This window comes from Flavobacterium johnsoniae (assembly GCF_001879205.1).
Lineage (GTDB): Bacteria > Bacteroidota > Bacteroidia > Flavobacteriales > Flavobacteriaceae > Flavobacterium > Flavobacterium johnsoniae_A.
Map to the genome: position 1 here is coordinate 439,055 of NZ_MLFK01000005.1, position 21,901 is coordinate 460,955.

At 34.6% G+C, this 21,901-nt stretch carries 16 protein-coding genes; 5 read left to right on the forward strand and 11 right to left on the reverse strand.

The genetic code is table 11. The features are described from left to right. Positions 1-143: 143 nt before the first annotated feature. Positions 144-1,895, reverse strand: coding sequence for an aspartate--tRNA ligase (gene aspS / locus BKM63_RS07190; protein ID WP_071635936.1), 1,752 nt, complete (start codon positions 1,893-1,895; stop codon positions 144-146). A gap of 156 nt (positions 1,896-2,051) precedes the next feature. Between aspS and BKM63_RS07195 the strand changes: the two genes are divergently transcribed. Both BKM63_RS07195 and BKM63_RS07200 read left to right on the forward strand, forming a co-directional pair. Beyond that, on the forward strand, positions 2,052-3,047 hold the full coding sequence (locus BKM63_RS07195; protein ID WP_071635937.1) for a TlpA family protein disulfide reductase: 996 nt from the start codon (positions 2,052-2,054) through the stop codon (positions 3,045-3,047). 212 nt (positions 3,048-3,259) lie between these two features. After that, entirely contained in the window at positions 3,260-3,607 is a 348-nt protein-coding gene (locus BKM63_RS07200) for a toxin-antitoxin system YwqK family antitoxin (RefSeq protein WP_071635938.1), read from the forward strand. 54 nt (positions 3,608-3,661) lie between these two features. On the opposite strand, the gene BKM63_RS07205 is transcribed toward BKM63_RS07200, so the two are convergent. The 8 genes from BKM63_RS07205 to BKM63_RS07240 all read right to left on the reverse strand — a co-directional run bounded on the left by BKM63_RS07205 (position 3,662) and on the right by BKM63_RS07240 (position 16,467). Beyond that, the gene (locus BKM63_RS07205; RefSeq protein WP_071635939.1) at positions 3,662-4,771 is read right to left on the reverse strand and encodes a PepSY-associated TM helix domain-containing protein; all 1,110 of its coding nucleotides are present in this window, start codon (positions 4,769-4,771) and stop codon (positions 3,662-3,664) included. 78 nt (positions 4,772-4,849) lie between these two features. Next, positions 4,850-7,303, reverse strand: coding sequence for a TonB-dependent receptor (locus BKM63_RS07210; protein ID WP_071635940.1), 2,454 nt, complete (start codon positions 7,301-7,303; stop codon positions 4,850-4,852). Positions 7,304-7,415: 112 nt separating this feature from the next. Beyond that, positions 7,416-8,963 carry a PepSY-associated TM helix domain-containing protein gene (locus tag BKM63_RS07215; RefSeq protein WP_071635941.1) on the reverse strand — a complete coding sequence of 516 codons (1,548 nt, stop codon included), beginning with the start codon at positions 8,961-8,963 and terminating at the stop codon, positions 7,416-7,418. A 2-nt stretch (positions 8,964-8,965) separates the two neighbouring features. Further along, positions 8,966-9,265: a hypothetical protein gene (locus tag BKM63_RS07220; protein ID WP_071635942.1), complete on the reverse strand. Its 300-nt coding sequence runs from the start codon at positions 9,263-9,265 to the stop codon at positions 8,966-8,968. 11 nt (positions 9,266-9,276) lie between these two features. Beyond that, entirely contained in the window at positions 9,277-9,609 is a 333-nt protein-coding gene (locus tag BKM63_RS07225; RefSeq protein WP_071635943.1) for a hypothetical protein, read from the reverse strand. Between the two features lie 61 nt (positions 9,610-9,670). Next, entirely contained in the window at positions 9,671-12,145 is a 2,475-nt protein-coding gene (locus tag BKM63_RS07230) for a TonB-dependent receptor (RefSeq protein ID WP_071635944.1), read from the reverse strand. 215 nt (positions 12,146-12,360) lie between these two features. Beyond that, a complete protein-coding gene (odhB, locus tag BKM63_RS07235; protein WP_071635945.1) occupies positions 12,361-13,611 on the reverse strand; it encodes a 2-oxoglutarate dehydrogenase complex dihydrolipoyllysine-residue succinyltransferase in 1,251 nt (416 codons plus the stop codon). A gap of 81 nt (positions 13,612-13,692) precedes the next feature. Next, a complete protein-coding gene (locus BKM63_RS07240; RefSeq protein WP_071635946.1) occupies positions 13,693-16,467 on the reverse strand; it encodes a 2-oxoglutarate dehydrogenase E1 component in 2,775 nt (924 codons plus the stop codon). Between the two features lie 116 nt (positions 16,468-16,583). Between BKM63_RS07240 and BKM63_RS07245 the strand changes: the two genes are divergently transcribed. Together BKM63_RS07245 and BKM63_RS07250 are read left to right on the forward strand one after the other, a co-directional pair. Next, on the forward strand, positions 16,584-17,132 hold the full coding sequence (locus BKM63_RS07245) for a hypothetical protein (RefSeq protein ID WP_071635947.1): 549 nt from the start codon (positions 16,584-16,586) through the stop codon (positions 17,130-17,132). Between the two features lie 58 nt (positions 17,133-17,190). Then, on the forward strand, positions 17,191-17,586 hold the full coding sequence (locus BKM63_RS07250) for a hypothetical protein (RefSeq protein WP_071635948.1): 396 nt from the start codon (positions 17,191-17,193) through the stop codon (positions 17,584-17,586). A gap of 39 nt (positions 17,587-17,625) precedes the next feature. On the opposite strand, the gene BKM63_RS07255 is transcribed toward BKM63_RS07250, so the two are convergent. Continuing rightward, complete coding sequence (locus BKM63_RS07255; RefSeq protein ID WP_071635949.1) at positions 17,626-17,979, reverse strand: hypothetical protein; 354 nt, start codon at positions 17,977-17,979, stop codon at positions 17,626-17,628. 41 nt (positions 17,980-18,020) lie between these two features. Beyond that, positions 18,021-19,046 carry a LacI family DNA-binding transcriptional regulator gene (locus tag BKM63_RS07260; RefSeq protein ID WP_071635950.1) on the reverse strand — a complete coding sequence of 342 codons (1,026 nt, stop codon included), beginning with the start codon at positions 19,044-19,046 and terminating at the stop codon, positions 18,021-18,023. A gap of 164 nt (positions 19,047-19,210) precedes the next feature. Here BKM63_RS07260 and BKM63_RS07265 point away from each other — a divergent pair, with 164 nt between their 5' ends. Then, on the forward strand, positions 19,211-21,850 hold the full coding sequence (locus tag BKM63_RS07265; protein WP_071635951.1) for a TonB-dependent receptor: 2,640 nt from the start codon (positions 19,211-19,213) through the stop codon (positions 21,848-21,850). The last annotated feature ends 51 nt before the right edge of the window (positions 21,851-21,901 follow it).

The window sequence follows — 21,901 nt, forward strand, 5'->3', positions numbered from 1 at the left end:
TTGTAGGAATATAAAAACAGGCAAATTGTAGGAATTTGATAAATTGAAAAAAGGATATTTTAGGATTATTTTTATAAATTTTGACAAAAAAAAGCGGCTGATTTTTTTTCAGCCGCTTTTTTGGTATTTAAATTTTATAATTTTTATACAGCATCAATTTTAATGTGTAATTCTTTTAATTGAGCATCGTCAATTGCAGCTGGAGCATCGATCATAACATCACGTCCAGAATTGTTTTTAGGGAAAGCAATAAAATCTCTAATAGTTTCCTGTCCTCCTAAAATAGCAACTAATCTGTCAAGACCAAAAGCTAACCCGCCGTGGGGTGGTGCTCCAAATTGAAATGCGTCCATTAAGAAACCAAATTGTGCTTTTGCCTCTTCTTCGGTAAATCCTAAATATTTAAACATTAATTGCTGTGTAGCTTTATCGTGAATACGAATAGACCCGCCGCCAATTTCATTTCCGTTTAAAACCATATCATAAGCATTTGCACGAACTTTTCCTGGTTCTGTTTCCAGTAAAGCCATATCTTCTGGTTTTGGAGATGTAAATGGATGGTGCATTGCATGGTATCGGCCACTTTCTTCGTCTAACTCTAATAATGGGAAGTCTACAACCCATAAAGGAGCAAATTCTTCAGGATTACGCAATCCTAAACGAGTCGCTAATTCCATACGAAGAGCAGAAAGCTGCGCACGTGTTTTATTTGCCGGTCCAGAAAGCACAAAAATCATGTCGCCAGGATTTGCTTCTGTCGCTTTTGCCCAGTTTGTTAAATCGTCCTGATCGTAAAATTTATCTACAGATGATTTATAAGTTCCATCTTCGTTGCATTTTACATACACCATTCCAGATGCTCCAACCTGCGGACGTTTTACCCAGTCAATCAATCCGTCGATTTCTTTACGCGTGTAATTTCCGGCTCCCGGAACTGCGATTCCCACAACTAATTCAGCCGAATTAAAAACCGGGAATTCTTTGTGTTGTGCAAATTCATTTAACTCACCAAATTTCATCCCAAAACGAATGTCTGGTTTGTCATTTCCGTATGTCTTCATAGCATAGTCGTAGGTAATTCTTGGGAACTTGTCTACTTCAATACCTTTAATTTCTTTTAATAAATGTCTTGTCAGGCCTTCAAAAACATTCAAAATGTCTTCTTGCTCTACAAATGCCATTTCGCAGTCAATTTGTGTAAACTCCGGCTGACGGTCCGCACGCAAATCTTCATCACGGAAACATTTCACGATTTGGAAATACTTATCCATGCCTCCAACCATCAAAAGCTGTTTGAAAGTCTGAGGTGATTGCGGTAACGCATAAAACTGCCCTTCGTTCATACGGCTTGGCACAACAAAATCTCTTGCTCCTTCAGGAGTCGATTTGATTAAGTAAGGCGTTTCAACTTCGCAGAAATCTAAATCAGATAGATATTTACGAACTTCCATCGCTACTTTATGACGAAATAATAAACTGTTTTTTACCGGGTTTCTACGAATATCAAGATAACGATATTTCATTCTGATATCTTCACCGCCATCAGTTTCATCTTCAATTGTAAATGGAGGCGTTAAAGCGGTATTCAAAATATTCAATTCTGAAACTAAAATTTCGATTTCACCAGTTGGGATATTTTTGTTTTTGGCTTCACGCTCAATAACAGTTCCTTTTACCTGAATTACAAACTCACGACCAAGAGTTTTGGCTAATTCAAAAACGGTTTTATCGGTACGACTTTCGTCGAAAATAAGTTGTGTAATTCCATAACGGTCGCGTAAATCGACCCAATTCATAAATCCTTTATCACGTGATTTTTGAACCCAGCCCGCAAGTGTAACTTCGGTATTAATATTTGAAGCGTTTAATTCGCCGCAATTATGACTTCTATACATAATCTCAATTTTAGACTGCAAAAGTAAATACAAAATTCAAGATAATATAGTAAAGTGATAAACTTGATGCTTATAATTTTAAAAATTTTGTTAATTCTGAAATTTGGAAGCTGTTATTTCTTTAGATTTGATTCTCTAAAAACGAACTTTAATACTATGAAAAAACTTTTTGTTACGGGTCTGTTGATCTTTAGTGCTTTGAATGTTATAGGTCAGGCTAAAAATCAAATAAAATTTACAGCTAAGATTGCCAATAGAAACAGCGATACTTTAGTTATTAAAGGAAACAACAATTTTAAACAGGTCATTCCGATAGACAAAAAAGGTGTTTTTTCTGCAGATTTTGAAGCTCCTCAGGGATTTTATATTTTTTCTGACGGAACAGAATCTTCGCGCTTCTATTTAAAACCAAATTCACAAGTTAATCTGACGATGGATGCTAAAATGTTTGATGAAACTATTGTTTACAGTGGTAAAGGTGTTGATGAGAGCAACTTTTTAGCGCAGCAGGCATTGAGAAATGAAAAATTTGACAACGAAGCTTTTTCTAAAGAACAGGCTGAATTTGAAGTATTATTAGAGGCTAAGAAAAAGGCTGATAATGAAAGTTTGGAGAAAGGAACTTTTGACAAAGAATTTATAACGTCAATGAAAAGCAATTTTGCGAATTTTACTCAATTCTCAATTGAGCGTTATGCAAGTGCCGTTAAAATGAATAAGCTAAAAGGAAAGCCGTCTCCTGAATTTGATTATGAAAACTTTAAAGGAGGAAAAACAAAACTTTCTGATTTAAAAGGTAAATACATTTACATTGATCTTTGGGCAACCTGGTGCGCACCTTGCAGAGCTGAAATTCCTTACCTGCAAAAGATTGAAGAAAAATACCATGGGAAAAACATCGAGTTTGTGAGTATTTCTATTGATAAAGCGAAAGATAATGAAAAATGGAAAAAGTTTGTAACTGATAAAAAGCTTGGCGGCGTACAGTTATTTGCTGATAAGGACTGGGAGTCTGAGTTTGTTGTAAATTATGGAGTAGACGGAATTCCGAGATTTATTTTAATTGATCCAAAAGGTAATGTTGTGAGTGCTGATGCCGAAAGACCTTCGTCTCCAGACCTTCAAAAGCAGTTAGATTCAATATTGAACTAATTTATTTACCAAATATATAACGTTATCGTAATTTTAGTATTTTACTAGAATACCAGTAAAACCAATACTTCAGCGTTGGTTTTTTTGTTTTTGGAAATTTTCCAATGTTAAGTTTTTATTCAATGTTACCAAATTGTTAAGTAAAAGTTTTTTTAATGTAAACTAATAAGTATATTTGATAAAGATTTCTAAAAACATTAATACCTAAAGATATGAAAAAGAGTATAATTTTAGCTGCAGTGTTGTTCTCTGGAATAGTAACTGCACAAGAAGCAAATCCGGAATTAGAAGCTGTTGGAAACAAGGTAAAAGCTACATACTATTATGATAATGGCAGGGTACAGCAAGAAGGCTTTTATAAGGATGGTAAATTAGACGGTGTCTGGGTATCTTATGACGAAAAAGGACATAAAAAAGCCGTTGGAGAATACACAGATGGAGTGAAAACTGGAAATTGGATTTTCTTTAATGAAAACAATTTAAGCGAAGTTGCTTATGTAGACAACAAAGTGACCTCAGTTAGAAACTTACAAAAAAATGCTTTAGCAAACAGAAACTAATTGAGTTTCGAAAATTTATAAATAATCGTCTCGTTTTTAACGGGACGTTTTTTTTTATTTCTGTTTTTTAGATTTTTTCTTTCTTCCAAACCAAATTACAAAACCTGTTACGGGTAAAGCCGAAGCAATTAAACTAACTGTAAAGGCAATGATTTTTCCGGGCAAATCTAAAATCTGTCCTGTGTGAATACCATAATTCATTTCGACAACCTGCAAGCCTAAACTTTTTGTGTGGTAAGGATCGCTTTGAATTAATTTTCCATCTTGCGGATGAAAATAATAATTGCTTTGATGATCGTATCGTAATGTATGCGGATAAGCTCCGGTATTAATCACGTCTCCTTTTTGCTGTGGAAATAAAACAAAAACCATTTCGGCTTTTGGCTGTAACTTTACTGTTTCCATAAAAGCACGATCAACAGCTTTAATCGAATTTGATTCAAACTTTGTGGTGTCAATTACTGGTGCTTTTGTCTCAACCGACTTGTCTCCGCCCAAATTAAAAGCTTTGTAAATTCCGTTGCCAACCCAATCGTATGTAAAAGTCAAACCGGTTATGGCCAGAATAAGTGCGATTGAAGCAATGTAAAAACCAGAAGTATTGTGCCAGTCATAATTTACACGACGCCATTTTGCAGACCATTTTATAGTAAAACTTCTTTTAATATCGCTTTTACGTTTTGGCCACCATTGAATTATTCCCGATATCAGCAAAAGAATAAATATGATCGTTGCACCGCCAATAATATGTTTCCCTATATAATCAGGAAGGAGAAGATAAAGGTGAATGTATTCGACAATGATAAAAAAGTCGGTTTCCGGATTTTCGGTTTTTAAATATTTTCCTGTGTACGGATTAAAATAGAGATATAAATTTTCGGTATCCGAATAAGTAAAAACAATTGCCGAGCGATTTCTGCCATAATAAGAAACCATGCTCGCTTTATTATTCGGGAGGATTTCTTTTGCTTTATCCTGCAAAACCGAAGGCAGTACAAAAGATTTATTTTGAGGCTCAACGAAACGCCATTCTTTTCGCGTAATGTCTTTTATTTCATCATGAAAACAAAAAATGCATCCGGTAATGCAAACTATAAAAACAATTAGCCCGGAAATTAATCCGAGCCATTTATGCAGAAAACGTATTTTTGTTTTAAATCCCATTTTAAAAAAAGAATCTTTTTGGAGGCAAAAATAACATTAAATGAAAGACTGTCTAATAAAGTTCATTTATAATTGAACTTAAAATTTATAAGTAATACTTCCCATAAAAGTTCTTGGTGCCTGTACATTTACTGTTGTATAACCATTGAAATAAAGTTCGTCTGTCAGGTTATCTGCCTTTAAAGTAAGTCTGTATTTTGGCTGGTCGTAATATAAGGTAGCGTTTACAATAGAGTATGATGGTAAAACAAAGGCTTCAACATCTGCAGGATTTCCTGAACCTGTTGGATTTCGGTTGTAAACAAAAGTTTCACTGCCGTAATTTCCTCCAATACCAAAACCTAAACCTCTTAGTTTAGAAGTTGGGAGGCTGTAACTAATCCAGTAATTAATTAAGTTTTCAGGTCCGGCAGTTTCAGGTCTTAGACCGTTTACGTCGGCATTTGCATTGTTTAATTTGCTATTGTTGTAGGCATATCCAAAAATAAGGTTCAATCCTGAAATTGGGTTTGTAGTAACTTCAAGTTCGAAACCTTTGCTAGTTTGATTTCCATCCTGAACGTTAGTGTTAACTACCTGGCCTGCACGAACAATATCTTTTACCTCAATATTATAGTAACTTAAATTCGCGCTTAATTTATTGTCTAACACATTTAGTTTAAAACCTGCTTCAAATTGATTTGCTTTTTCGGGATCAAATTGTTTTAATTCTGGATTTCCGTTTACATTGGCAAATAAGTATCCCATGTTTTTAAAACTATTTTGATAATTTCCAAAAACAGAAACCTTGTCTTTTATAATTTGGTAAACAAGCCCAAATTTTGGAGAAAAGGCATTCTGCGAAAAAGCTCCCGAATTGATATTTGTTGAAGGATCGTAAGTCCCGTTATTTTTATAATGATCAAAACGTAAAGCTGCCGAAAGAATTAACTGATCTGTAATATTGATCACATCTGCAGCATATACACTGTAAGTCGTCAAAGAGGTAATAGTTCTATATTGATAACCGTTTACAAATAACGGCTCGATATTGTTTGGGTTGAAATTGTAATAATTGGCATTAGCAGCGGTATAATCTACAATATCATAATCTGTTTTAAACGGATTATTGGGATCTCCACTAAGATAGCCAAGACTGCTATTGGTTTCAGATCTTAAAATATCTCCGCCAAAAAGCAATTGATGTTTCATGCCAAAAAGTTGTGTCTGGCCATTAAAGTTTTGCTGGAATTCAATGATATTGTCTTTTCCTACCATATTCCAGGCATTTCGCGACATTTTGTTGTTTCCTAATAAATAAAACCAGGCCTGCGGACCATCAGATTGATTAGCACTTGAACTAAAAATAGTCTGCGATTTCCAGTTTTCATTGATTTGATAATGAGCCTGTGCAAAAATATTAGTAGTCTTAGTATTCATCATAAATTCGCCGCCTGTAAAAGATCTTTTCCAGTCTCTGGCAATTTCTTTCGCGCTATATAAATTAATACTGTTTGGAGTTTGTCCGTATGGAATATAAGTAAATGCCGGCGATGATGAATTAACTGTTGATAATTCGGCATCAATAGAAATCGTTACTTTGTCGTTTATTTTATATGAAAAGGAAGGAGCTGCAAAGTAACTTCTGTTTTTTCCGTAGTCCTGAAAAGTATTTGCATCGTTGTAAGCCGCATTTATTCGTAATAAAGCAGTTTTATCATCATTTAAAGGAGTATTAAGATCTGCTGATAATCGGTTTAATCCATAACTTCCGGATTGATAACTAATATCTCCCCTGAAAGTTTCGGTTGGTTTTTTGGTAACTCGGTTAATCAATCCCCCATAAGAAGTTAAGATACTTCCAAAAAGTGTTGCCGAAGGCCCTTTTATACTTTCAATTCTTTCCAGGTTTGCCGCATCAACACTATTGGTGATTTTTCCGGCGATTCCGTCTCTTAATAAACTTTGCGTTACAAATCCGCGAGAAGCGAAATATGAACCTCCATCGCCTACTTTGCCCGTTGCCGCCCAAAGCTGATACAATCCTGGTACATTTTTTAAAGCTTCATCTTGGTTGATAACCAATTGATCTCTCATCAAACTTTTTGTTACAACGCTGTAAACTTGTGAATTTTCAAGATTTTTAATCTGCATTTTCGAGACATAAGGACTCTCAGATTTGTTGTATTTATTGATGCCGCCTTTAATAAAAACTTCTTCTAGTTCTTCAGTATTAGTAGTAAGTATAAAATTTTCTACGATCTCGGGTTCGCCGCTAACAATAATTTTCTTTTCTTTTGAGGTATGACCAAGTGCCGATATACGAATTGTATAGTTTCCTGAGCTTATATTTTTTATTTCATATACACCCTGACTATCTGTAAGAGCACCAATTTTAGTTCCTCTTAATTGAACTGACACATTTTCTAAAGGTTCACCATTTATAGCTGTAACAGTTCCTTTTATGACTGTTTTTTGTTGTGCAAAAGCCGATGTTGATGCAAATAATAAAAAGCAAAAGCTAATTAATCCTATAGTAAATTTCCCTCTCATTTTATTTAGAATAAATATCAATTGAGCAAAAGTAATACTAAAAGTTTATCTGACCAATGGAAAGTGTAAATTATAAGAAAAAAAGCACAAAATAAAAATAACGCTTTGTATGTTAATTTGTTTTTTTAGGTTTTAAATGATAGGCAGTATACAGTGTTATCGATTCCAAAACGATCCAGAAAACATCTATAAAGAAAATCTGAATTTTGTTTTCCATAAATGAAGTCCAAAACCAATCACCAGAAACAATTCCGTTTGTTACTGGAATTAAAAAGCCTAAAATACTTCCTGAGATTAAACAGAATTTGTTCGTAAAAGCATCATTCTTTTTAATGATGAAGAATATTGTTAATAACAGCCATCCGCCAAAATATAAACTAAACAAGTTAGATTGGCTTAAAGGATAGAATATTTTAGTTCCAATAAAGGCCAAAGCAGTAATAGGATACATGCTTAAACAAATAGCCAGATAGATACGAACCACTGCAGCATTAAAACGTCTTTTCTTTTCCGGCAGATTGTTTTTTTGTCTTGCAACCAGCCAAATCATAACTCCTGAAATGATCACAAAACAGGTAATAATTCCTAAAATGAAACTTACTATTTTTAAGGCATAACCGCCATAATCTCCAAAGTGAATTCTGTACAGAACATTTTTTACAACATCAATATAACCATTTTGCGTTACAGGATTTTTGCGTGCGATTTCTTTTCCGTCAGAAATGCGGTATACTACTTTTCCAATTCCGGTAAATTTCTTTTCGCTCAATAATTCGCCTTCAACCAAAACATGCATGTTGGCATCGCCGTAATTTTGAATGAAAACACGGGTAATTTCAAAATCAGACCAATTGCTTTTTGCTTTAGAAACAAGCTGATTGACGTCAAAAGTTGCGGCTAATTTTTTGTTTTCAAACTTATAGTCAGGATCGTTGTATTCTAATTCTTTGTAAAGCTTGTCCTGATCACCTTTATATAAGGCCATTACGGCTGGGGCTACGATTAAAAGTTTAATCATGAAAAAAGCTCCTGTAACAGCATAAACAAACTGAAACGGAAGTCCGATCATTCCTAGTGCTGTGTGAGCATCTGTCCATAATGTTTTTAATTTTTCCTTTGGACGGAAAATATAAAAGTTGGAAATAATTTTGTTCCAGTGTAATAAAACACCAGTTACAATAGCAAATAAGAAAAACAAGGCAACAAATCCTGAAAGATAATACCCAACAGGATAAGGGATCTGTGCCAGAAAGTGCAGACGGTATAAAAATTCTCCTAAAGAATAAGATTCTTCGTAAGTGAATGATTTAAAATTTTTATTGTCTAAGTAAAAGAATGTTCCTTCTTTTTGTTTGGCCGGAGCCAAAGTATCTTTGGTTCCTTCCATATAAACCGCAACTCTGTTTTCAAGAGATGGTTTAGATATGGTAATGTTTCTTCCGTGTAAAACGTATTCTTTATCCAGATTTTTTAACGCTTTGTCGTAATCTAGCTGAATTTCTCTTGTTATGGCAGTAGATTCACTTCTTTCCCAATTGATGATTTCATCTCTAAAAAAAGAAAAAGATCCTGCAAAGAAAATTACAAACAGCACAACGCTGATGACAATACCGCTAACGGTATGCGTATGAAAATAGATATTGTAATGACGGTTATTCATATTTACGCGGTAGGATTATAAGTTTGACCAAGATATATAAGAAGAGAAAAAACTAAAGAAAGGAGAATGTAAATACCCCATATTTTCCATCCGCTTTTTGCCAGGAAGGCTACAACCATAAGAACAACCCAAAGAATAAATCCGCTGAAAGCCATTGTCATTAAAACTTCAGGACGGTTAAACCACGAAGCTAAAGCTAGATGAAAGGTAACAGAAACAAAGTAACCGCCTAAAATAGCGGCTGTAATTTTGGCAAAACGAGGCCAAAAAGCAGGGGTTAAATATTTTGGATTTGCTGGCATTGGTTAGTGGGTTAGTTGTAATAAAGTTCTAAAAGCGCAATAATAATTACAATTGCCAAAATTGCTTTGCTGTTTACTTTTTTTAGAGGTGCCAGAATGATAATTAAACTTCCAATTGTCATAAGCTGAATAAAAAACATTAAAGTACCACAGCCAAAAGATTGTGTAAAAAGCCAGATGACATAAGCAGTAACCAAAAGAGCTAATCCGGTGATTTTGGTTTGTTTTGGATTTTTTTTCATCCATTTTTCAAAACCTAAATCATAAGATAAAACGGCTCTTTTTGAGGTATAATAAAGCGTATAAAAAGCTAAAAAAACGATAAGGCTGGCTATTGTTATCATAATTTCATAAAATTTAAAAAACACCTTTCTGCTAAGCGAAAGGTGTTTTTGTTATTTGTTTTTAGAATCGGTAAGAGAAACTTGCGATTAATGCTCTGGCATCTTTTGGATGTACGGTTGACCATCCATCATATATTTCTTTATTTGTAATGTTGTTTAATTTAAGTGTGATTGTAAATTTTTCAACATTGTAAAATAGAGATGAATTTAAAGCTGTGTAAGCAGGTATTGTAAATGTTCCTGCAACATTTCTATTCATGATCATATTATCGCCAACGTAATTTCCTCCAAAACCTAAGCCAAAACCTCTAAGTAACCCGTTTGTAAATTTGTAACTAGCCCAAAGGTTTGCCAGGTTTCTTGGTCCTGCATTTTCAGATCTGTGACCTACAAAATCAGGATCTCCTTTTGTTAAAACGGCATCATTATAGCTGTATCCCAAAACAATATTTAAACCATTAATTGGGTTTGCAACAAATTCTGCTTCAAAACCTTTATTTCTCTGAGCACCATCTTGAAATGAAGTCTGATCGTTTGGTAGTTCAGCTGTTGGATCTGTCGGATCTATGTAAGGAGTTTCTACTACATAAACCTGATCTGAAACCTGAATGTCGTAATAACTAAAAGTAGCATAAAGTTTATCTTTAAACAGGTTTAATTTAGTTCCAATTTCAAACTGATTTGCGCGCTCAGGATTAAATACAACTGGTGTAGTTACATTTGAAGTACGGTTTTGTCCCGGAGCAACATTTACGAATCCATTCATATAATTAGCAAAAATGGAAACTTTGTCTAAAATTGGCTGATACACTAATCCGAATTTTGGAGAAAAAGCTGTTTGATTGTATCCGTCATTTTTTGCATTCATAAAACGGTCAGCACGTAAACTTAACATAGCAGAGAATGCAGGTGTAAAGTTGATTACATCAGAAACATAAGCGCTGTAAACTTCTTGTTTCGTATTATTGTTGTTTCTTGGACTATTTGCAATAAGAGCGTCTGAACCTGCTTTTGTTAAATCTCCAGAATCTCCGTTTGTTTGTTTTCCAATAATGTTATTAAACGTTTGTAAGTCATTACCAATATATACAAGGCCATTTGCAACATATCCGGAACTACGATCAGAAGAGGTTCTTTTGAAATAATCAAAACCTACAACAATTCTGTTTCTGAAATTTCCAATTTTGAAATCACCATTAAAGTTTTGCTGAATATCTGTTGTTATATTTTGATTGTCCTGATCGGTAAATTGTCTGCCTAATACAATTCCGTCTTTAAGTGATGCGAAAAGTTTGTTACTTGTACCTTCGTATAAGTAAGTATAGTTTCCTTGTGATTTTGCTGAACTGGTAGAGAAAACGGTTTGAGAGCTCCATTGATCAGAAAATTTATAATTCATCTGAGCCTGGATATTGTATGAAGGAGTTTTCATCGTTAGTTCGTTACTTGTGTAAGAACGTTTGTTATCGTAATTTAACTCATTAATATTGTGAACTCTTAATGGCGTCCCTCTATCTAAAAACAGCATCGTTGGATTTGTAGCTTCGCTGCTCATAAATTCAGTATTTACTAAGAATGATAATTTATCATTTACTTCATAAGATAATGAAGGTGCTATAAAAAAAGATTCTTTGAAACCAGCGTCCTGAAAACTTTCTTGTTTACTGTAAGCTGAATTTACTCTGAAATTTAAAGTTTTTTTATCATTAAGAGGAGTGTTTAAGTCTACAACTGCACGTTGTAAACCATAGCTTCCTGTAGTATAATTTACTTCTCCTCCAAATGTTTTATAAGGTCTTTTTGTAGTGGTATTAATCAAACCTCCGTAAGAGATTAAACTGCTTCCAAACAACGTTCCTGATGGTCCTCTGATAATTTCAATTCTATCAATATTTGCAGGATCTAAACTTCCGTTTGTTAAACCTGGCAAACCATTAACCATTGTTGGCTGAACCGGAAATCCTCTTAAAGAGTAGTAAGCGGCTCCGTCTCCGGCACGTCCTGTTGCTGCCCAAAGTGGTGTTATACCAGATGCATTTTTCAAAGCATCATCAAAATTAGTAACAACCTGTTCTTTTAATAATTCTCCTGTAATAGTAGTATATACCTGTGGGTTTTCAAGATTTTTAAGAGGTAATCTCGAAATTTGTCTGTTGTCCTTACGTGCAAAGTGATTTTTCTTACTATTCACAACTACTTCTGTCAAATCTTCTAAATTGGCAGAGATTGAAAAGTTGTGAATTAAGTGATCGCCTTCTTTTACTACAATTGTTTTTTCCTGAGTAATGTATCCTATTGAAGAAACTTTTATAGTATAAGTTCCGGGCTTGATGTTTTTTAAAATATAATTACCAGAATCATCTGTTGTAGTTCCTGATTTTGTTCCTTTTAAAACAACAGAGATATTTTCTGGAGATTCATCACTATTTAAACTAATTTGACCTTTAATAGATGCTCTTTCTTGTGCTGATATACTTGCAGCGGCTAATAGAAAAAAGCAAAAGCTCAAAAAAGAAATTGTAAACTTATATTTCATTTTATTTAGAATTGATTTTAATAGCGCAAATTTAGTTGTTGATTGTCAACTACACAAGCTATCCTTATTTATTCTAAATAAAATATTTTTTAAAGGGTAAAATTTACGTTTATTTAAAAAATTAACATCTTAAGCAAATCTTAAGCAAGTTTTGCATAAAAAAACCTGTTCAGACTAGTGAACAGGTTTTTTATTATTGTGAAAATTACTTACAATTACAATTCTAAAGCACGTTTAGCATCGCCGTTCATCAATAATTCTACCGGATTTTCTAATGCTTCTTTTACAGCAACCAAGAAACCAACAGACTCACGTCCGTCGATAATTCTGTGATCGTAAGAAAGGGCAACGTACATCATTGGGTGAATTTCAACTTTTCCGTTTACAGCAATCGGACGCTCAATAATGTTGTGCATTCCTAAAATTCCTGATTGAGGAGGGTTGATAATTGGAGTACTTAACATACTTCCGAAAACACCACCATTAGTGATTGTAAAAGTTCCTCCAGTCATATCGTCAACTGTAATTTGACCATCACGAGCTCTTAAAGCTAATCTTTTGATTTCAGCTTCGATACCACGGAAAGTTAATAATTCAGCATTACGAACAACAGGAACCATTAAACCTTTTGGTCCAGAAACTGCGATTGAGATGTCAGCAAAATCGTAAGCGATTTTGTAATCACCATCCATCATAGAGTTAACATCTGGATATAATTGTAAAGCTCTTGTAACTGCTTTTGTAAAGAATGACATAAATCCTAAACCTAAACCGCCATGTTTTGCTTTAAAAGCATCTTTGTATTCATTACGAATTTGGTTGATCGGTGTCATGTTTACTTCGTTAAAAGTAGTAAGCATAGCTGTTTCGTTTTTAGCCGAAACCAATCTTTCTGCTACTTTACGACGTAACATAGATAATTTTGTACGCTCAGTTCCACGGCTTCCACCAGTTGGAGTTCCCATAGAAGGTACTGCATTTACAGCATCGTCTTTAGTAATTCTACCGCCTTTACCAGTTCCTGAAACTGTTGCCGGAGCAATATTTTTCTCGTCTAATATTTTTCTTGCTGCTGGAGAAGGAGTTCCTGCCGCGTAACTTGCTGCTGCCGGAGCTGCTTTTGGAGCCTCCGCTTTCGGTGCTTCTGCCTTTGGAGCTTCTGCTTTTGGCGCCTCTTTAGGAGCTTCAGCTTTTGCCTCTGCTGCTGGTGCACTTCCTGCTGGTTTTGCAGCATCTGTATCAATTAAACAAACTACAGCACCTACTGCAACTGTATCACCTTCTTCAGCTTTTAGCGTGATAACACCGCTCATTTCAGCAGGCAATTCAAGAGTAGCTTTATCTGAATCAACTTCAGCAATCGCTTGATCTTTTTCTACATAATCTCCGTCTTTTACTAACCAAGTTGCAATTTCAACTTCTTTTATTGACTCCCCTGGTGATGGGACTTTCATTTCTAAAATCATCTTTGTTTTTGTTTAAAGTTTTAATTGTTTAAAGTTTCATGTCAGCATTAAACCTGAAACTTTAAACTTGAAACATTTTTTTTATCTAAATAAATTTTTATCGAATACCATTCTAATTGCATCTGCATGACGACGTTTTGCACGTGTATAACTTCCTGATGCCGGTGCAGCATAAGCTTTTAATGAGGCTAATCTCCATTTTACAAGATCAAAGTTCATTAACATAAAGCTGTAAGCTCCCATGTTTTTAGGTTCTTCCTGAGCCCAAACATAATCATCTGCATTTGGATATTTTGCAATGATTTCTTTAATCTGCTCAACTGGGAAAGGGAATAATTGTTCGATACGAACAACTGCAACATCATTTCTTCCGTTATTTTCTCTTTCTGCAGTAATGTCATAGTAGAATTTACCAGTAACAAAAACTAAAGTTTTCACTGCTTTTTTGTCTACTGTATTGTCATCAATTGTTTCCTGGAAGCTTCCGCTTGCCAATTCTTCAACTGTAGATACACATCTTGGGTCACGCAATAAACTTTTTGGAGAGAAAACTACCAAAGGTTTACGGAAATTTGTTTTCATTTGTCTTCTTAACAAGTGGAAGAAGTTGGCCGGTGTTGTACAATCGGCAACATACATATTGTGTCTAGCACAAAGTTGTAAATAACGTTCCATTCTTGCAGAAGAGTGTTCAGCACCTTGTCCTTCGTATCCGTGAGGTAATAATAAAACGATACCGTTTTGGTTGTTCCATTTGTCTTCACCACAAGAAATATACTGGTCAATCATAATTTGAGCTCCATTAGAGAAATCTCCAAATTGTGCTTCCCAAATTGTCAAGGCTTTCGGATTTGCTAATGCATATCCATAATCAAAACCAAGAACTCCATATTCAGATAAAAGAGAGTTAAAAACTCCAAATTTTCCTTTTTTGTTTTCAATAGCATCTAAAAGAATTACTTCTTCTTCAGAATCTTCAACTTTAACTACGGCATGACGGTGAGAGAATGTACCACGCTCTACGTCCTGACCAGAAATACGAACATCAAATCCTTCTGTTAAAAGTGAACCATAAGCTAATGCTTCTGCAGTTCCCCAATCAATAGTGTTGTTGTCGTATCCTGCTTTTCTATCTGTAACAATTTTAGTTATTTTATTGATAAACTTTTTGTCCGATGGTAAGGTTGAAATTGTGTTTACGATAGAATCCAATCCTTTTTTGTCAAAAGTAGTGTCTACTTTTTCTAACATCTGCGTATCTGTTACCTGAACAAATCCGTCCCATTCGTTTTTCATGAATGGAGTTATGATAGTCAAATCTTTTTTACGGGAAGCTTCTAAATTTTCCTCTAAAGCAGATTTGTATTCTTTTTCTAAAGCATTTACATAAGATGCATCGATTACGCCGTCAGACAATAGTTTTTCAGCATAAATATCTCTTGGATTTTTATGTTTTGCGATGATTTTATATAAAACAGGCTGAGTGAAACGAGGTTCGTCACCTTCGTTATGACCGTATTTTCTGTATCCTAATAAGTCGATAAATACGTCACGTCCAAACTGCATTCTGTAGTCTAATGCAAAAGATACAGCATGTACAACAGCTTCGGCATCATCAGCATTTACGTGTAATACTGGAGATAAAGTTACTTTGGCAACATCTGTACAATAAGTAGAAGAACGAGCATCTAAGTAGTTAGTTGTAAAACCAACCTGGTTGTTAATTACAATGTGAATTGTTCCTCCGGTTTTGTAACCGTCAAGTAATGACATTTGAATGATTTCATACAAGATTCCCTGACCTGCGATTGCAGCATCTCCGTGTACGGCGATAGGTAATACTTTAGAGAAATCATCAGCGTAATATTTGTCTTGTTTTGCTCTTGTAATTCCTTCAATTACAGCTCCAACTGTTTCTAAGTGAGAAGGGTTTGGTGCTAAATTGATGTTGATGTTTTTTCCTGATCTTGTTTTTTTGTCAGCTGTAAGACCTAAGTGGTATTTTACGTCACCGTCAAAATATTCCTGATCGTAATCTTTACCGTCAAACTCACCAAAAATATCCTGAGTCGATTTTCCGAAGATGTTTGCCAAAACGTTCAAACGACCTCGGTGGGCCATTCCCATTACGAATTGTTCTACACCTTTTTCTGCAGCTTGTTCAATTAAAGCGTCAAGAGCCGGGATAATAGATTCTCCTCCTTCTAGTGAAAAACGTTTTTGTCCCACATATTTAGTGTGCAAAAAGTTCTCGAAAGAAACGGCTTCATTTAATTTATTTAAGATGGTTTTCTTTTCTTCTGTAGAGAAATTAGGCTGATTGTTATCTACCGCCAATTTGTCCTGAATCCATTTTACAACGCCAGGATTCCTGATGTACATATATTCGATACCAATATGCTGACAGTAAATAGCTTTAAGACGATTTACAATATCCTGCAATGAAGAAGGCACCATTCCGATTGTCTGCGCAGCATCAAAAACAGTTGAAAGGTCAGCTGCTGATAATCCGAAGTTTTCAATATCTAAAGTAGGAGATGAAGTTCTACGGTCACGAACTGGATTTGTTTTGGTAAACAAATGCCCGCGCGTACGGTATCCATCAATTAATTTTAGAACGTTAAATTCTTTTTGTAGTTTTTCCGAAACCTGACTGTAATCTGTGTTTGGGCTAGTCACATACTCAACGATGGTCTGCACCGGATTTTCGTCATTATAAACAGTCTGTCCAAAGTCGAAACCTTGAAAGAAACTTCTCCAGCTAGGCTCAACGCTGTCTGGGTTTACTAAATATTGATCGTATAATTGTGCAAAAAACTCTGTATGCGCTGCATTTAAAAATGAAAACCTATCCATAATATTAGTGAATATACTTTTTGTTAAATAGAAAGGCAAAAGTACAACAATCGCCTTTATTTAAATCTTTTTTTTACGTACTTTTACGTAAAAATTTGTTAAAATAAACGTTAACTATGAATAAAATTCAATTTTCAATCGATTGCAAATCTTTTTTTGTGATTTTGACATTCTTATTTTCAAGTTATACAATTGCACAACAAACCTATGTTATTCAAAAAAATAATTTTTGGGATAAGGTTCAGTTTGGAGGCGGACTGGGCGTAGGAATTGGTTCCGGATATACCGATATCTCGGTTATGCCAAGTGCAATTTACAACGTTAATGAGATTGTTGCCGTTGGAGTTGGATTGCAGTTTGGTTATTTGTCTTCTAAGGATTACTACGATTCGTTTGTTTATGGCGGTAGTTTAATTGCTCTGGTAAATCCAATTCCGGAGATTCAATTGTCTGCAGAATTAGAACAAGTTCGTGTTAATACAGACTATGACGGAACGAATTACAGGCCTGCTTATTCTGATAATTTCTGGAACACCGCACTTTATCTAGGAGCCGGTTACAGAACCGGAAATGTAACAATTGGTGCCCGTTACGACGTTTTGTTTAACGAGGAAACAAGTCTTTACGGATCTGGATTTATGCCTTTTGTGAGGGTGTATTTCTAAGTTACTAAGGTTCTGAGATACTGAGGTTCTAAGTTTTAAAAAGTGAAAAAATCTTTCAATGAATCAAGCTTTATATTCTACTATAACTTTAAAATATTTAACTAAAAATCATCCTGAATTTTTAAAAAATATTCATTTTAAAGAAGATCAATCTTTTGATAGCTTTATAAAAAGTAGAAGCGGAAACAGATTTTTGTGGATAGCAACCTATAATTTAGAAATAACAATAGGTTTTGAAAATCATAGAAAAGAATGTGATTGGCATTTTCACATGGGTGCATCAGCAGGAAATAATCAAAATCAAGAATTAGAAGAATTAACTCAAGAGTTGAACAAAATCTTAAATAATGAACAAGTTTTCATTTTAGAAAATGATAAATATATTCCATTTGATGAAAATGAAGAGCAGGTTGTAGATGAAAATAATTTTTTTTTTGTTTGGGATGAAATTTAATCTTAAAAAAACTAAGTAGCTCTGAGCCTTTGAACCTTCTTACTTATAAAAATTCCGAAACCAAACCTTCTGCCATTCTCTTTTCAAAACTAAAAAAGCCACTTGTTCGGCAAGAACAACTAAATCAGATCCATCCAGACTTTTTATTTCATTTTCGGGAACATCAATGATATAAAGGAGATTCAAATATTCAGCAAATTTGTACTGAATCATGCGATATATTTTTTCATGAAGCTGAATTTTTAATTCTTCGGGAGAAATGCTTAGCGGAAAATCAATTCCTTCATTGGCCAGGTTAAAATCTTTATTGATTTGTTCAATCAGACTTAAATATAAATTTTCTTTTTCGGCATCAGCCAATAAAAAATCGGTATTTTCAGGAATCGGAAACATTGATGCTTTTTAAGAATTGAGGCAAAGTTAAAACTAAAAAATCATTTTACAGTCGATTCCCGTTCTATGATTCTCGTTGGAAGTTCTATAATTTGATGTGTTATTGGGCGATGCTCTTTGATGTCGGCAATTTCATCAATCAAAATAGAAACTGCAGTGTGTCCCATTTCAAATCCAGGCTGATCGATTGTTGTTAATTTAGGCGAAATAACGGTGCTCATAAACCAATTGCTGAAACCAAAAACGGCCACCTGATCTGGGGTTTTTATTCCGGCTTCATTAAAATATTTAATAATTCCGATAGCGACCAAATCAGTGATGGCAAAAATGGCATCAATATCCGGATTCTCGGTCATGATTTTTTGGGCATTTTCGTAACCGTCTTCAAAATCGGTATTGTTATCGCAAACGTAAACCAATTTCGAATCGTATTCAATTCCGTGCGCTTCAAGCGCTCTTTTATAACCCAGAAAACGATCAATTGAATTTTGCGGCACATAAGAACCTCTAAAATGCGCAATTTTTTTGTAGCCTTTATTAATAAGATACGAAACAGCATCAAAAGCCGCTTTTGCATCATTAATAACTACTTTAGAACAATCAACTCTTTTGGCAATTTTATCGAATAAAACAACCGGCGTGTTTTTGCGAATGGCTTCATTAATATGAGAGAAATCATCGGTCTCGTTTGAAAGTGACATTAAAACGCCGTCAACCCGCTTTTGAATCAATAAAGCAAGCTGTTTTTTCTCCATCTCATATTTTTCGTTTGATTGTAATATGATAACTAAATATCCTCTTTTTTCGGCTTCTTCTAAAATTCCGTTTAATACGCTCGAAAAAAAGTGATGAACGGTTGCAGGTATAATGACACCAATGGTTTTGGTTTCGTTGGTTCTTAAATTTACCGCAACAGAATTAGGCATATAGTTCATCGTTTCGGCCATTTCGATAACTCTGGCGCGGGTCGATTTGCTAATGTCAGTATATCCTTTTAACGCTTTTGAAACCGTTGTAACCGATATTCCTAATGCAGAGGCTATATCTATTAATTTTGTGTCATTCATGAAATAAATGTACTAAAAAATAAACTTCGTTGATAAAAAAATACTTTCCGAAAACGTTTTAGGCGATTTCGAAAACGTTTTCGATTTTTAATTCTTATATTCCTTATAATTTGTTTTTAAGTTTGACAGTGATAACCATAATTACTAACTAACCGAACAAAAAAATGAAAAAGCTGCACCATTATTTAGGTACATTATTTTTAATGTTTTGCCTATTTTTTTTACCAAATAACCTGTTTGCCCAAAATACAGCTAAAGTTTCCGGAAAAGTACTCGACGACAGCGGCGTAACTGTTCCCGGAGCAAATGTAACGATCAAGGAAACAGGAAAAAGTACCGTTACAGATGAAAACGGAGGATATTCTTTCTCTAATATCGAATCAGGAACATACACTATTATTGCAACAAGTGTAGGTTATAAAACTTTCGAGAAAAAAATTGCCATAAAAGAAGGCGAATCACTAGATGTAAATTTACTTCTTGAAGGCGAATCACAGAGTTTAAAAGAAGTGGTCGTAACAGGTTCGTCTGCTCCAAGATCTAAATTAGAATCGAGCGTTGCCATTACAACATTGGGTGCAAAAGCAATCGAAGACAGAGCACCATCGAGCACGGCTGCATTATTGCAGACAATTCCGGGATTTGTAGTCGAAGCATCCGGAGGAGAAATTGGAAACAACCTTTTTGCAAGAGGTATTCCATCTGCAGGAGCTTATGAATATGTACAAATTCAGGAAGATGGACTGCCGGTTTTTGAAGACGGTGCCCTGCAATTTGCCAATGCTGATACTTTTTACAGACTGGATGAAACGGTGAGCAAAATGGAAGCCGTTCGTGGAGGTTCTGCCTCAATTTTTGCCAACAATGCTCCGGGTGGAATTATCAACTTTATTTCAAAAACAGGTCAGAATGATTTTCAGGGAAGAGCAAAATTCACGACTTCAGATTATGGAATGTTCAGAACTGATCTTAATTTATCTGGTGCTTTAATTCAGGATAAGCTGTTCTTTAATATCGGCGGATTTTACAGAGCTGATAATGGAGTAAGAAATACAGGTTTTACAGCGAATAAAGGCGGGCAAATAAAAGGAAATATTACCTATAAGTTTGATGACAATGATTATTTGAGAATCAACTTTAAACATCTTGACGACAGAAACACATTCTATTTACCAATTCCGCTAAAAAGTAATAACGGAAAAATTGAAGGAATTCCAGGATTTAACCCAAATTATGGAACATTGACTTCGGTAAACTTAAGTCACTTAAATGTACCTCAATATGGAGGAGGCACTTTTAGCGCAGATTTAGAAGATGGTTCTCACCCAATTATTAACTCAATTGGAGCTGAATTCAAAAAGAAAATATCAGATAAAGTAACTTTTAAAAATTCGTTTAAAAATACCAATATCGATTTAAATTACAACGCTATTTTTCCAAATGGCGGACCTTGGACACAAGATGCGTATGCAACAAGCGTTCAAAACACAACGGCAGGAAATTTGGCTTATACGTATGTAGACAATGGTGCGGCGCTTGATCCAAATGCTTTAATCATGAGGGCAGATCTTTGGCACATCGAGAAGAAAATGAACAACTTTGCTAATAATTTCTCTTTTTCTTTTGATTTAGATCCGGTGCAATTAACAGCAGGTTACTATTATTCGAACTGGAAATCCAATCAATATTGGAACTGGAATTCGTATTTGGTTGGTGTTTCAGACAATCCTAGATTGTTAAATGTAAAAGACAATACAACCGGAGTAGACCATACATGGAATGGAGTTGAAAGAATTACGTGGCTGGAAAGAGATGCACAGACAAAAGGACTTTTGAATGATATTTATGCTGATGCCGAAATTAAAGCTACAGATAAATTAACCTTTAACGCTGGTTTACGATATAATAAAGACAAATATTCTGGATACAGAGACAACGCCAGATTTTTTGCTGAAGATTTAGGAATTCTGGATAACAATACCGCTGATGACGCAGTAACAACTGTAAAAGGAAATCCTTATACGTATTGGAGATATGATGTAAGCGAATGGTCGTATACTGCTGCAGGAAACTACAAATTCAACGACAATATGGCTTCATACATTCGTTACAGCCACGGATTTAGATCACCAATTGAAGAATCTTTTTATGATAATGCGGCCGATTTAAGTAAATTAGAAAACACAGAAGTAAATCAGTTTGAGCTGGGTTATAAATATGCTGGTTCTTTTTTCTCTGTAAATGCGAATTTGTTTCACATGAATTTAAAAAATGTTGCTTTCACGGATATTTTATCTGATGGATCTTCAGAAAATAAATTTGCCGACGTAAATAATATTGGTCTTGAAGTAGAGACCAATGCGAGATATGAAATGGTGAAACTGAATTTTACATTCACTGTTCAAAAACCGGAGTACGACAACTTTACAGGAACAAATGCAGATGGTTCTACTTTTGATTTTAACGGAAATACAGCCAGAAGAATCCCTAAATTTTTCTGTAACCTAAGACCAGAAGTTGATATTACAAAAGATTTTACAGCTTACGTTCAGTTTTCTTATTTCGATAAAAAATTCACCAATCAGGATAACAGACAAGTTTTACCGGCTTATAAAGAAGTTGGAGCAGGTTTAAATTATACCTACAACAATCTTCGTTTTGCAGTTGATGCTTCGAATTTATTCAACGAAATTGGTTTGACCGAAGGAGATCCAAGACAAACAACATCTGCAGCAAGCGATGTGTTTATGGCAAGACCTATTTTGGGACGTGCTTTTAGATTTTCGGTAGCGATTAATTTCTAAATTTATACATACGGTTTAGAGACGTACTGCTGTGCGTCTCTAAACTGTAAC